The organism is Cytobacillus sp. EB106-05-05-XG126 (genome assembly GCF_058791715.1).
On record NZ_JBYTDU010000002.1, the window covers coordinates 229917 to 243430 of the forward strand.

Annotated in this window: 10 protein-coding genes and 1 other annotated feature; of the genes, 9 read left to right on the forward strand and 1 reads right to left on the reverse strand. The window is 43.3% G+C overall.

From position 1 onward, the window contains the following. Positions 1-270: 270 nt before the first annotated feature. From hemC to ysxE, 6 genes are all read left to right on the forward strand, one after another. The gene (hemC, locus tag AC3WTL_RS11550) at positions 271-1206 is read left to right on the forward strand and encodes a hydroxymethylbilane synthase (RefSeq protein WP_222497642.1); all 936 of its coding nucleotides are present in this window, start codon (positions 271-273) and stop codon (positions 1204-1206) included. Beyond that, the gene (locus tag AC3WTL_RS11555; RefSeq protein ID WP_222497644.1) at positions 1203-1982 is read left to right on the forward strand and encodes a uroporphyrinogen-III synthase; all 780 of its coding nucleotides are present in this window, start codon (positions 1203-1205) and stop codon (positions 1980-1982) included. Before hemC ends, AC3WTL_RS11555 begins: the two co-directional genes overlap by 4 nt. Further along, the gene (hemB, locus tag AC3WTL_RS11560) at positions 1982-2962 is read left to right on the forward strand and encodes a porphobilinogen synthase (RefSeq protein ID WP_048011012.1); all 981 of its coding nucleotides are present in this window, start codon (positions 1982-1984) and stop codon (positions 2960-2962) included. The genes AC3WTL_RS11555 and hemB overlap by 1 nt, the downstream gene beginning before the upstream one ends. 53 nt (positions 2963-3015) lie before the next feature. Continuing rightward, positions 3016-4302 (forward strand): glutamate-1-semialdehyde 2,1-aminomutase, encoded by a 1287-nt coding sequence (hemL, locus tag AC3WTL_RS11565; RefSeq protein WP_197213228.1) that lies wholly within the window; start codon positions 3016-3018, stop codon positions 4300-4302. Positions 4303-4447: 145 nt separating this feature from the next. After that, positions 4448-5731 carry a stage VI sporulation protein D gene (spoVID, locus tag AC3WTL_RS11570; RefSeq protein ID WP_492369436.1) on the forward strand — a complete coding sequence of 428 codons (1284 nt, stop codon included), beginning with the start codon at positions 4448-4450 and terminating at the stop codon, positions 5729-5731. Positions 5732-5824: 93 nt separating this feature from the next. Then, the gene (ysxE, locus tag AC3WTL_RS11575; protein ID WP_248348301.1) at positions 5825-6883 is read left to right on the forward strand and encodes a spore coat protein YsxE; all 1059 of its coding nucleotides are present in this window, start codon (positions 5825-5827) and stop codon (positions 6881-6883) included. A 13-nt stretch (positions 6884-6896) separates the two neighbouring features. On the opposite strand, the gene AC3WTL_RS11580 is transcribed toward ysxE, so the two are convergent. Next, positions 6897-7088 (reverse strand): YszA family small membrane protein, encoded by a 192-nt coding sequence (locus AC3WTL_RS11580; protein ID WP_019380294.1) that lies wholly within the window; start codon positions 7086-7088, stop codon positions 6897-6899. Positions 7089-7314: 226 nt separating this feature from the next. After that, positions 7315-7571 (forward strand) — a binding site (T-box leader). Positions 7572-7626: 55 nt separating this feature from the next. Here AC3WTL_RS11580 and AC3WTL_RS11585 point away from each other — a divergent pair. From AC3WTL_RS11585 to AC3WTL_RS11595, 3 genes are all read left to right on the forward strand, one after another. Next, a complete protein-coding gene (locus AC3WTL_RS11585) occupies positions 7627-10272 on the forward strand; it encodes a valine--tRNA ligase (protein WP_248348302.1) in 2646 nt (881 codons plus the stop codon). 71 nt (positions 10273-10343) lie between these two features. Beyond that, on the forward strand, positions 10344-11657 hold the full coding sequence (locus AC3WTL_RS11590; protein WP_248348303.1) for a bifunctional folylpolyglutamate synthase/dihydrofolate synthase: 1314 nt from the start codon (positions 10344-10346) through the stop codon (positions 11655-11657). A 149-nt stretch (positions 11658-11806) separates the two neighbouring features. After that, the gene (locus AC3WTL_RS11595; protein ID WP_248348304.1) at positions 11807-13456 is read left to right on the forward strand and encodes a sensor domain-containing diguanylate cyclase; all 1650 of its coding nucleotides are present in this window, start codon (positions 11807-11809) and stop codon (positions 13454-13456) included. Positions 13457-13514: the final 58 nt, after the last annotated feature.

The window sequence follows — 13514 nt, forward strand, 5'->3', positions numbered from 1 at the left end:
CCGCCCCGACAAGCATAAGATGGTCTGCGGCCGCGGCGCAGTTTGCCGCAGAGCAGAACAGCTTATGACCTCGAGGGGCTAGGAGCCGGAGCTGGACAAAGAAAAGCGGAGGCGACTGTTCAGCCCCGACAAGCATAAGATGGTCTGCGGCCGCGGCGCAGTTTGCCGCAGAGCAGAACAGCTTATGACCTCGAGGGGCTAGGAGCCGGAGCTGGACAAAGAAAAGCGGAGGCGGCTGTTCGCTGCCAGACATAATTGCAGGAGGCTGTCATGAGAAAAATAATTGTAGGTTCAAGACGAAGCAAGCTGGCATTAACTCAGACCAACTGGGTGATCAGCCAATTGAAAAACATCGATCCATCCTTTGAGTTTGAAGTGAAGGAAATTGTCACAAAAGGTGATAAAATTCTTGATGTTACCCTTTCAAAGGTCGGAGGAAAAGGTTTATTCGTAAAGGAAATTGAACAGGCCATGCTTGATGAGGAAATTGATATGGCTGTACATAGCATGAAGGATATGCCTGCTGTTCTTCCGGAAGGTCTGACAATTGGAAGCATTCCGGAAAGAGAAGACCATCGGGATGCACTCATTTCAAAAGGGCATATCAAACTGAATGACTTAAAGCCGGGATCTGTAATTGGAACAAGCAGCCTGCGCAGAGGGGCACAGCTTCTGGCGCAGCGTCCGGATCTCGAGATTAAGTGGATCAGAGGAAACATAGATACCCGATTATCCAAACTGGAAACGGAAGAATATGATGCAATTATTCTTGCGGCAGCAGGTCTATCCAGAATGGGCTGGGCATCGGATGTTGTTACGGAATTCCTGGAGCCGGAAATCTGTGTGCCGGCAGTTGGCCAGGGAGCACTTTCCATAGAGTGCCGTGAAAGTGATAAGGAGCTTCGGGCATTGCTGGATAAATTCACATGCCCTGAGACGAACCAGACTGTGCGTGCAGAGCGTGTGTTCCTGCATAAGATGGAAGGCGGCTGCCAGGTTCCGATTGCAGGGTTTGCAACAATTAATGAAACAGGGGAATTGGAGTTAACTGGACTTGTAGGCTCTCCTGATGGAAAAGTGATTTATAAGGAGACATTAACAGGTTCAAACCCGGAAGAGCTTGGTGTTAAGGTGGCTGTCAAGTTAACCCAACAGGGAGCTAAAGAGCTTATCGACAGGGTAAAAGAGGAGCTTGACGGGCAATGAAACGGACTTCCCCTTTAGAAGGCATGAATGTTCTGGTGCCAAGAGGGAAAAAAGAGGCTCAGTCCTTTTCAGCTCTTATCCGAAGCTATGGGGGGATGCCGGTTGAGATCCCCCTGATTGCTTTCGAGCCTTTGCGGGATATAGCTTTATTTCAGGCCCATAAGGAAATTCATACTTATGACTGGGTGATATTCACCAGCAAAACTGCTGTGGATGCTTTTTTTGAAAATTTTAGTCTAAGCAGCCCCTTCCCTAAAATAGCGGTTATCGGCGGGAAAACTAAAAAAATGCTTGCCGACAAGGGATTAAAGGTGCAGTTTGTGCCCGGAGAATATGTTGCTGAAGGGTTTGTTGAGGATTTTTTGCCATTAGTAGAAAAAGGGATGAAGGTATTGATCCCTAAAGGAAATCTGGCACGTGACTATATCGCAGCATCTCTCTCAGAAAAGGGTGCAAATGTTGATGAAATTATTGTTTATAAAACTGTTTTTCCACGTGAAAGCATCAGTCTGTTAAGAGATCAGCTTTCAGGAAAAGGGTTAGACATTCTTCCTTTTACCAGTCCTTCCACAGTGGATCATTTTGTGGGGGCTGTTAAGGAGCTTGGATTTCTGAATGCTGTAAAAGACAGTGTGGTGGGCTGCATCGGCCCTGTGACTAAAGAACGTGCAGAGGCATATGGCCTGCAGGTACATGCAGTTCCGGAAGAATATACAGTACATAGCATGCTTAAGAGCATTAGCAGATACTTAGCAGAAACCAGGAGGGAAAATTAATGGATCTTCAATTTAACAGGCATAGACGCCTTCGTAAAAGTCCGAATATGAGAGCGCTTATCCGTGAAAACTTCTTGCGTACTGAGGATTTAATTTATCCGATTTTTGTGGCAGAAGGAGAAGGCATTAAAAGAGAAATACCTTCAATGCCGGGCATCTTCAACTTATCGCTGGATCATCTCGAAGAGGAAATGAACGAAGTTGTTTCTCTTGGAATAAAATCAGTTCTCTTATTTGGAATTCCTAAAGAGAAAGATGCATGCGGGCAGCAGGCTTATCATGATCATGGAATCGTACAGGAAGCTACAAGATTTATTAAAGCTAAATTTCCGGAAATCATCATTATCGCTGATACTTGCCTTTGCGAGTATACCGACCATGGCCACTGCGGTTTAATTGAAAATGGGGAAGTTCTGAATGATGCATCTCTGGAGCTGCTTGTGCAGACGGCTGTAAGCCAGGCTAAAGCAGGAGCAGACATTATTGCCCCATCAAATATGATGGATGGGTTTACAGCAGCCATCCGGGCAGGTCTTGATGAAGCCGGATTTGAAGATATCCCTGTTATGTCTTATGCAGTTAAATATGCATCTGCATTCTATGGTCCTTTCCGGGATGCAGCTGACAGCACACCGCAATTTGGCGATCGTAAAGCATATCAGATGGATCCTGCCAACCGTATGGAAGCCATGCGCGAAGCTGAATCTGATTTAATGGAAGGGGCAGACTTCCTGATAGTTAAGCCGGGAATGCCATATTTGGACATTGTACGGGACGTTAAGAACAACATCAATCTGCCAATTGTGATTTATAATGTGAGCGGTGAATATTCAATGGTTAAAGCTGCAGCACAAAACGGCTGGATCGATGAACAGAGAATAGTTATGGAAATGCTTACAGGCATGAAGCGTGCAGGAAGTGATTTAATTATTACTTACCATGCAAAAGATGCTGCAAGGTGGATTAAGGAACAAGGCTAAAACTGCAGATCATTGTTAATGAAACTCCTTATTAAATTGAAAAGAGGGATGACATGCGCTCTTATGAAAAATCTAACAAGGCTTTTAAAGAGGCAAGCGAATTGATGCCTGGAGGAGTAAACTCTCCTGTACGTGCCTTTAAATCGGTTAATATGGATCCCATTTTTATGGAACGCGGACGCGGCTCTAAAATCTACGATATCGATGGCAATGAATATATCGATTATGTATTGTCCTGGGGCCCCTTAATTCTGGGTCATACGAATGAACGTGTGGTCGAGGGTATTAAAAAAGTAGCTGAAATGGGGACAAGCTTCGGGGCTCCAACTGAAATTGAGAACGAGCTTGCTAAGCTTGTTATTGAGCGCGTCCCATCCATCGAAGTGGTGCGGATGGTTTCTTCCGGAACAGAAGCTACCATGAGTGCTTTAAGACTTGCCCGAGGATATACCGGCCGGAATAAAATAATGAAATTTGAAGGCTGCTATCATGGCCACGGCGATTCTCTTCTAATCAAAGCCGGCTCTGGTGTAGCGACCTTGGGGCTGCCTGACAGTCCGGGGGTTCCTGAAGGTGTTGCTAAAAACACGATTACAGTTCCTTATAATGATCTTGAAAGTGTAAGATATGCCTTCGAGCAATTCGGAGATGATATTGCAGGTGTGATTGTGGAGCCGGTGGCTGGAAATATGGGAGTCGTTCCTCCACAGCCAGGCTTCCTTGAAGGCTTAAGGGAAATTACAGAGCAAAGCGGATCCCTGCTTATTTTTGATGAAGTAATGACCGGATTCCGCGTTGGCTACAATTGTGCGCAGGGCTATTTTGGGGTGACTCCGGACATTACATGTCTTGGAAAAGTTATTGGCGGCGGTCTCCCAGTCGGTGCATATGGCGGAAAAGCTGAAATAATGAAGCAGATTGCACCAAGCGGCCCAATTTACCAGGCAGGAACATTATCAGGAAATCCTCTTGCCATGACAGCCGGTTTCGAGACTTTAAGCCAGCTGACACCGGATTCCTACAAAGAATTTGAAAGAAAAGCAGACAGACTGGAAGAAGGGCTTAAGGCAGCTGCTGAAAAATATGATATCCCGCACACCATCAACCGTGCCGGATCCATGATCGGCATCTTCTTTACAAATGAAGACGTTATTAACTATGAAAAAGCCAAAACATCCAACCTTGAATTCTTTGCAGAATACTACAGGGAAATGGCAAACCAGGGAGTCTTCCTGCCGCCATCCCAATTCGAAGGACTCTTCCTCTCAACTGCACATACAGATGAGGATATTGAAAAAACAATCTTGGCTGCTGAACAGGCATTCTCCAAATTAAAATAAGCAAAACCTGACACTCATCATTTTTGATGAGTGTTTTTCATATTCCCATTAAGCGCTATTTTTCTAATCATAAAGTATCCTCATCCCTCATAGGATTGTTAATGACATAGTGATTAAACGCAAAGATTCGAAGGGAGGAGTCGCTTTGTCTCAGGGGAATCCATCGTGCTTACGATTTTCTTTAGAAGAATCAGTATGGTTTCAAAAAGGACAGGAAGTATCAGACCTGATTTCCATCTCGTTAGACCCCAATATAACAATTCAGGAAAGCGATCAATATGTAACAATCCAGGGAGCACTGGAACTGGCGGGTGAGTATAGACGCAGCGATGAAGAAGTATCCGAGGAAGAACAAGAGGATTTTGCAGTTACCAAGTTCGTTCAGACAATCGAAGAACGGGGAGAAGGAATTTGTGAATTCAAGCACTATTTTCCTGTCGATATCACCATTCCGAATAATAGGATCCAAAGCATTTACGATATTGACGTTGCGGTAGAGTCCTTCGATTATGTTCTGCCGGAAAGAAGCTGTATGAAGCTGACAGCTAATTTAACCATAACAGGATTATATGGCGATCAGCAGCATGTGCCTGTTCAAGTATGGGAGGAAGAAATTGAACCTGAAACTGAAATTGAACCTGAAATTGAAGAATTAGAGCCTCTGTACAGATCTCCTGAAGCGGGGGAGGAGACAGAGGAAGAAGAGCCGATTCTGCAGGAATGGCCGTCTTATCAGCAGGAAGAACAGGAGCAGGAGCAGGAGGAAGAAAGGGAGGAACGGGCATCCGCTGAGCAGGTATTCGCTGGTGCCGAGGAAGATATACGGGAAGAGGAACAGCTGGAAGAGCAGCCGGTGACAGCTGAGGTATATATCCCATTTGAGGCAGAAGCAAGAAAGCAGCCTGAAACGGAAGAGCAGGAAGTCATCAAATCTGAAGTGCCGGCAGCGCTTGAAGTAACACAAGACCAGCCGCAAGAAGAACAAACGCAAAAAACTGCACCGGAAATATCTTTCTCTTCTCAGCGCAGTGAAGAGGAAACACCGCCAACTGCACAGGAAATTTATCAAATGACGGAAGCATCTGAATCGGATAGCCCCTCTTTTGAAAAGAAACCTGTCCAGGCAGCTGCACAGCAAATCCCTGAGGAAACAGAGGAATCATCATCCTCTTCAGAACAGGAAGCTAAGAAAAAGAAAATCTCCAAAAAGAAAAGCATGTCGTTAACTGAGTTTTTTGCCCGCAAGGAAGAGTCGGAAGAACATGTTAAACTCAAGGTTTGCATTGTGCAGAACGGTGACACAATTGATGCCATTGCTGAAAGGTATGATATACTGGCTCAGCAGCTAGTAAGGGTGAATCATCTGGAAATTAATCAGGATATTTATGAAGGTCAAGTGCTGTACATTCCTGTTGCGGTAGCCCATTAAAAGGTTAAAAGGCTGAGCAGGTATTGATAACCCGCTCAGCTATTTTTGTTTGACCAATATATATTTTTTCATTCTGGAAAGTGAGTGGTTAAGGTGGAAGAAAAAAATCGGCTGCAGAAAGTCTCTCCCATTTTAAAACATTATTCATTAGAGCCGCATTTTATAGAGGATTTTGGGAGAGTTCAGAAGGTTTACAGCAGCAAAGGCGTGTTTGCTTTGAAAAAAATAAAGCCTCAGCGTGGAGCGGACTTTATAAGGCATGTACAAACACTCTTTCAAAAAGGCTATAACAGAATAGTTCCTATTTACCCAACGGTGGACGGGAGATATGCTGTGCTCCATCAGAATGAATTATTTTATTTAATGCCCTGGATGTCCAATGAAGAAAAGGAGGACAGATTTGAGCGGCATCAGCAGATGATTAGGGAATTGGCAAGACTCCACACATTGTCCTCACGGGAAGTTCCTATAAAAAAAGAAGACCGTACTGAACATTACGAAAATACCTTACAGGAATGGGAGAAGGAAAAGGAGTTTTTGGAGGGATTCATCGAGGCCTGCGAACGAAAAGAGTATATGTCTCCTTTTGAGCTAATGTTTTCCCTATACTACCATGATGTCAGCCAGGCACTAAAATTCTCCACAAACAAATTTAAGGATTGGTATGAAAAAACAAAGGAAAGTGAAAAAGCACGTACGGTCATCATTCATGGAAAAGTTTCAACCGAACATTTTTTATACGATGATAGGGGATATGGCTACTTCACAAATTTCGAAAATGCAAGACAGGGATCGCCGCTCCATGATTTGTTGCCGTTTTTATCAAGAACACTGAAAACATATCCAAAAAGATCGGAAGAAAGTGTAGAATGGATATACACATATATGAAGTACTTTCCCTTCAGGGACGACGAGATGCTGCTGTTTCAAAGCTACTTTGCTCATCCGGGTCCGATTATCAAAGCTTGCGAACAATATCATAAAGGGGAAGGAAAGAGAGGAGAGAGAAAGGCGGTTCAGCATCTGCAAAGGCAGTACTGGCTTTTAAAAAATATTGAATATGCCGTTATGAGAATAGATGAGATTGAGAGGCAAAAGCAGGAAGCCAAAGCGGCAGCAGAAGCTCAGTCACAGGAAGGAGCCCAAAGCTGAAGAAAGCGGGCTCCTAAACCAATTGAAGATGAAAGGCGATAGCGATCAGGATGAACAGCGAGAGCAGCAGTACATCGAAGGTAGTAGGCAATAATATGGTTCTTATGCCTTGAAACACACAGAACGGGATAATGAATTGTGCACATACATTCCTGAAAGTTCTTAACCAGGGAGGCAGTGTGTATGGATTATATTTTCTTCTCATTTGTGCATACCCCTTTTCCCAATGTTCTTATATACATCCTATGATTCTTTTTTCCGTAAAGTGCCTATTTTCATTTTTCCCCTTATAACATTCACGCACCCGGCAATGAATAAGGGCAGATTAAGCAGCACTTCAATGGAGACAGTGAATAATATATAAAAAACTGGGATATCCTTATTGACTATAACAGTCTTTTTTCGGTAGTATATTTTATATATAACTTTATATCGATGCTAAGACAGGGAAGAGTACAATGGCCATTTGCCTTTTAGAGAGGAAAACCAGCAGCTGAAAGGTTATCCAGGCAGAACCGTTGGAAGGTCGCCCCAGAGCATCTTTTGCGAAAGGCTTAAGCCAAGTAGTAAAAGACGGGAAATCCGTTATCTGCATAAGTGTCAATCACTATAAGAATGTCTTTTGGGGATTTTCTTTAGTGGCTGAAAAAAAGGTGGTACCGCGAAACAAACTCCATTCGTCCTTTTATGGCGAGTGGAGTTTTTTATTTTTGCTGATTGCTTTTAGAAAGGAAGTATGACATATGGATAACAATGAATTAACAATGCCGACGAAATATGATCCGCTGGCGATTGAAAAAGGAAGATATGACTGGTGGCTGGAAGGGAAGTTCTTTGAGGCAAAAGATGACGAAACGAAGCAGCCGTATACAATTGTAATCCCGCCTCCAAACGTAACAGGAAAGCTTCATCTCGGCCATGCATGGGATACGACGCTGCAGGACATCCTCACCCGAATGAAGCGTATGCAGGGTTACGATGTTTTATGGCTTCCTGGAATGGACCATGCAGGTATCGCCACGCAGGCAAAGGTTGAAGAAAAGCTTCGCAGTGATGGAAAAAGCCGCTATGATCTAGGCCGTGAAAAATTTGTGGAAGAAACATGGAAATGGAAAGAGGAATATGCCAGCCATATCCGCCAGCAATGGTCAAAGCTTGGATTAGGGCTTGATTACAGCCGTGAACGCTTCACCCTTGATGAAGGCTTATCAAAAGCTGTTAGAGAGGTTTTCGTTTCACTTTATAATAAAGGCCTGATTTACCGCGGCGAGTACATCATCAACTGGGATCCGTCTACGAAAACAGCCCTTTCTGATATCGAAGTTATATATAAGGATGTTCAAGGTGCTTTCTACCATATGAGATATCCACTGACAGACGGTTCGGGACATATCGAAATTGCCACTACGCGCCCTGAAACGATGCTTGGCGATACAGCTGTAGCAGTACACCCGGAAGATGAGCGTTATAAGCATTTAATCGGCAAGACGGTTAAACTTCCGATTACAGGACGGGAAATTCCAATTGTTGCAGATGATTATGTAGAAATGGATTTCGGGTCAGGTGCAGTAAAAATTACACCGGCTCATGACCCTAATGATTTCGAAATCGGAAACCGCCACAATCTTGAAAGAATCCTTGTAATGAATGAAGACGGCACGATGAACACGAGAGCCGGTAAATACCAGGGTATGGACCGCTTTGAATGCCGCAAGCAGATCGTAAAGGACCTTCAGGAAGAAGGAGTTCTTTTCAGAATTGAAGAGCATATGCATTCTGTGGGCCATTCAGAGCGCAGCGGTGCAGTAGTCGAACCATACCTTTCAACACAATGGTTTGTAAAAATGCAGCCTCTTGCAGATGAAGCCATCGCACTTCAAAATAAAGAGGAAAAAGTGAACTTTGTTCCGGAGCGATTTGAAAAAACGTATCTGCGCTGGATGGAAAATATCCGCGACTGGTGCATTTCACGCCAGCTTTGGTGGGGACACCGCATCCCGGCCTGGTATCACAAGGAGACTGGTGAGGTTTACGTAGGTCATGAAGCTCCTGAAGATAGTGAAAACTGGGAACAGGATAAAGATGTATTAGATACATGGTTCAGTTCTGCATTATGGCCGTTTTCAACGATGGGCTGGCCGGATACTGAATCTGCTGACTTTAAGAGATACTATCCGACAGCAGCTCTTGTAACAGGCTATGACATCATTTTCTTCTGGGTATCACGAATGATCTTCCAAGGTCTCGAATTTACAGGAGAGCGTCCTTTCCAGGATGTATTAATTCATGGACTTGTTCGTGACTCACAGGGACGCAAGATGAGTAAGTCCCTTGGAAATGGCGTTGATCCAATGGATGTAATCGACCAGTATGGTGCCGATTCACTCCGTTATTTCCTTTCTACAGGAAGCTCGCCGGGACAGGATCTTCGTTTCAGTATGGAAAAGGTAGAGGCAACCTGGAACTTTGCCAATAAAATCTGGAATGCATCCCGCTTTGCCTTAATGAATATGGATGGATTAAAATTCGAAGAAATTGATTTAAGCGGTGAAAAGTCTGTTGCTGATAAGTGGATATTAACCCGTTTGAATGAAACAATTGAGACTGTTACAAGATTGTCTGACCGCTATGAGTTTGGAGAGGTTGGCCGAGTGCTTTACAACTTCATCTGGGATGATTTCTGCGACTGGTATATCGAAATGGCGAAGCTTCCGCTTTATGGAGAAGATGAAGCTGCCAAGAAAACGACGCGCTCCATCCTGGCATATGTTCTGGATAACACAATGCGCCTGCTTCATCCATTTATGCCATTCATAACGGAGGAAATTTGGCAGAACCTTCCTCATTCAGGCGAATCCATCACAGTTGCTCAGTGGCCAGCTGTAAACGAAGAATACACAGACAACCAGGCTGCAAATGAAATGAAGCTGCTTGTTGAAATCATCCGTTCTGTCCGCAACAGCCGTGCTGAAGTGAACACGCCAATGAGCAAGAAAATTAAAATGATGGTTAGGGCTAAAGACCAGGAAATTCTTACTACACTGGAAAATAACAGTGCCTATATTGAACGCTTCTGTAATCCTGAGGAACTGGTGCTGGCTTTAGAGGTTGAAACACCTGATAAGGCGATGACAGCAGTTGTGACTGGTGCAGAAATTATCCTGCCGCTTGAGGGCTTGATTAATATCCAAGAAGAAGTGGCCAGACTGCAGAAAGAATGGGATAAATTAAATAAAGAAGTAGAACGGGTTCAAAAGAAACTTTCAAATGAAGGCTTTATTAAAAAAGCGCCTGAAAAGGTAATTGAAGAAGAGAAAGCAAAAGAACAAGACTACAGCGAGAAGAGAGCAGCTGTAGAAGCCCGCATTAGAGAGTTAAAAGGAGAATAATTAAAAGTTGCGGAAGGCGGGTCCATATTAAGGATTCGTCTTCCTTCCTGTTATAACGGAGGTGCATATAGATGTTTACTGCTTATGAGGAAGCTCTTGGATGGATTCATTCAAGGCTTAGGCTGGGGATGAAACCTGGTCTGCAGAGAATGGAATGGATGATGGAAAAACTCGGGCATCCGGAGAGAAGGATTAAGTCTGTTCATATTGGCGGAACGAATGGGAAAGGCTCAACAGTCACATTTTTGAGATCAATTCTTCAAGAGGCGGGTTATTCGGTCGGGACGTTTACATCGCCATATTTTGAGAATTTTAATGAACGCATTTCTCTTAACGGAACTCCGATTGGGGATGACGATCTCGTTCAGCTTGCCAATGATATATATCCGCTGGCTGTTGAATTGGAACAGACCGAACTTGGCGGCCCAACTGAGTTTGAAATCATTACCGCCATGGCTTTTCAATATTTTGGTCATATAAGACCAGTGGATCTTGTATTGTTTGAAGTGGGACTTGGGGGCAGATATGACTCCACTAACATCATCTATCCCGTGTTATCAATCATTACAAGCATCGGGCTCGATCATACAGCCATACTTGGGGATACATATGAGAAAATCGCCCTTGAAAAAGCGGGAATCATTAAACCTGGGATCAGTGTTATTACAGCTGTTAAACAGGAAGAAGCCCTCGCTGTTATTCAAGATAAAGCTTTAGGCTTAAAGTCCCCGATTTATCAGCTGGGAAATGAATTTACTATTTCGGATCATAAATCCCTGGTCAAGGGTGAGTTTTTCTCCCTTGAGACAGTATTTCAGGAGTTCCGTGATCTTGAGACAGGGATGAGCGGGAAACACCAGACTGAAAATGCATCCTTGGCTGTAATGGCAGCAGAGCTATTAAATAAGTTTTATTCGTTCTTAATAGAGGAGAAACACATAAGAGCCGGATTGAAAACAGCCTTCTGGCCCGGCAGATTTGAAATTGTGTCTCATGACCCGCTGGTGGTAATAGATGGGGCACATAATGAAGAAGGGATATCTGCTTTAACTGCCGAGCTGGAGAAGCGTTTTGGAGATCGAAGCAAAAAGATTATATTTGCTGCGCTGGCTGATAAAAAGCTTGATAAAATGATCAATAAGCTTGACTCTGCTGCAGACTCCATCACCTTTACAGAATTTCACTTTCCGAGAGCAGCATCAGCTGAAGATTTATATAATCTCAGTGACAACAGCAGGAAACAATTTCACACAGATTGGAAAGAGCTATTGAAGACTGAAGTGTGCGAATCAGGAAAAAACAGCGTCCTTGTCATAACCGGATCCCTTTACTTCCTATCAGAAGTGAAGCCAGTTCTTTTGAAACTTTTGGAAAACAAACAATGAAAATATGACAAAAGTTAGAAAATTTGATAAAATATTTTTATTATCAGACTATTTTCCTGAATAAATTGGAGGAGGGGGAAAAGATAGTTAGTTCACGAGCCAAGAAAAAAATATGGTTATTATGGATACTGCTATTTCCCGCAGGTTCCATGCTAACCTATCATTTTTACCCTCCCGATCTTTCAGGACAGGGAATCAGTTTATTTGCCTTTTTTATTTTAATGTTTCTCGTTTCTTCCATGCCGATGGTTGTCAATAATACACCAATCTTTTTAATTCAATGGGTTTCCATGGCAGTATTCTTAACCTTTGGTCTTCTTGCTGAAATGGTTATGGTTCAGGTCGGTGTCGTGGTACTTCTTATCAGACTTAAAGTACAAAAAGACCAGTTGTTTCGTCTGCCGCTTAACTCACTTTTATTCTTTACGGTCTCTTTATTGAGCGGGCTGGCTTACTTTGCAATGGGAGGCAAAACAGGCATAGATTTGATTGCTGAACCCCGGTATTTCTGGGTTGCGGCCGCCTATCCGGTTATTCATTTTACACTAAATCAGATATTAATCAGTGTAATTCAGGCTGCCTTGTACGGCAGGAGAATATCCTTTCTGGAAAAAGACCTGATTTGGGAAACGGTCACTTCACTCATAACATTCCCGATTGGCCTTATCCTTTACATTCTCTATGCTGAAGTGGGGATTCTTGCACTCCTGATTGTAGGTGTGCCATTTGTAAGTCTTTCAATCATACTTCATCTTTATTACTCAAGTGAGAAGGTGATTGATTACCTTCAAAAAGCCTCAGAAATTAGTCATAAAATGGCCGAGCATCTTGATGTTAATGAGGTTATGGAGCTTTTCATTTTGAAATTGAGCGAAATGGTTCCTGTTGATTATGCCTATATCCTTGATATCAAAGACAATGATGAACTTCACTCCATTTACCGGAAAGAGCATGAACTAATTAAGCCAAATGATCTTATGCCAACAAATAAAAATGAGGGAATCAGCGGATTGGTTTTGGAAACCGGAAAATCCGTCCTTTTTCATTCGAAAAATAAATGGAAAAGCATTGCTAAGGAGTTTTTGCCGGAAGATGCTGAGAGCATCATTTGTGTTCCCATAGTCCGAAGTAATGAAATATTGGGAATTCTGCTGCTTTCATCCACGAAAAAGAGGGCATATGAAAAGTCGCAGCTCATGATTGTCGATATATTATGTTCGCATTTTGCAATAGCGATTGAGAATGCCAGGCACTATGAAGAAACAAAAGCCAAAAGCGAGCGCTGTGCGCTAACGAAACTATATAATTACCGCTATATAGAAGCTAAACTAAATGAAGAGTTCAGCAGATTGCTTAACGGTTCAAGGGATCTCCTCTCGCTCATCATACTCGATATCGATCATTTTAAAAAAGTGAACGATACGTATGGGCATCAGAGCGGAAATGAAATCCTCTGCGAATTGGCTGATCGGCTGACAAATTTGATTGATACGGCTGGAATTGCTTCCCGATATGGCGGCGAGGAATTTATTGTCTTAATGCCTGATACCAGCAAGGAAGATGCAATAGGCTGGGCCGAGCTTATCAGACAGACCATTGCCAATCGACCATTTATACTCAAACAGACCATCGATGGAAGAAGCAACAGCACAAAGGTATATATTACCGCTTCTATTGGGGTAGCTGCTGCACCAGAAGATGCCGATGATTCACTGGCCCTCATACGCCATGCTGACAGAGCTTTATATGTTGGAGCTAAGCAGGCCGGGAGGAATAGGGTTGCGGAATATGTGAAGTAAAAATCCTTTTGTATGTCAAAAGGATTTTTTTATGGAGAAGTAAACCTTTTACCTATTC

What these genes read in the sequence shown, in the direction of transcription:
- AC3WTL_RS11555 (WP_222497644.1), top strand. Translation starts at nt 1,203, where the DNA reads ATGAAACGGACTTCCCCTTTAGAAGGCATGAATGTTCTGGTGCCAAGA.
- AC3WTL_RS11580 (WP_019380294.1), bottom strand. Translation starts at nt 7,088, where the DNA reads ATGAGAAGAAAATATAATCCATACACACTGCCTCCCTGGTTAAGAACT.
- AC3WTL_RS11595 (WP_248348304.1), top strand. Translation starts at nt 11,807, where the DNA reads ATGCTAACCTATCATTTTTACCCTCCCGATCTTTCAGGACAGGGAATC.
- hemB (WP_048011012.1), top strand. Translation starts at nt 1,982, where the DNA reads ATGGATCTTCAATTTAACAGGCATAGACGCCTTCGTAAAAGTCCGAAT.
- hemL (WP_197213228.1), top strand. Translation starts at nt 3,016, where the DNA reads ATGCGCTCTTATGAAAAATCTAACAAGGCTTTTAAAGAGGCAAGCGAA.
- AC3WTL_RS11585 (WP_248348302.1), top strand. Translation starts at nt 7,627, where the DNA reads ATGGATAACAATGAATTAACAATGCCGACGAAATATGATCCGCTGGCG.
- AC3WTL_RS11590 (WP_248348303.1), top strand. Translation starts at nt 10,344, where the DNA reads ATGTTTACTGCTTATGAGGAAGCTCTTGGATGGATTCATTCAAGGCTT.
- hemC (WP_222497642.1), top strand. Translation starts at nt 271, where the DNA reads ATGAGAAAAATAATTGTAGGTTCAAGACGAAGCAAGCTGGCATTAACT.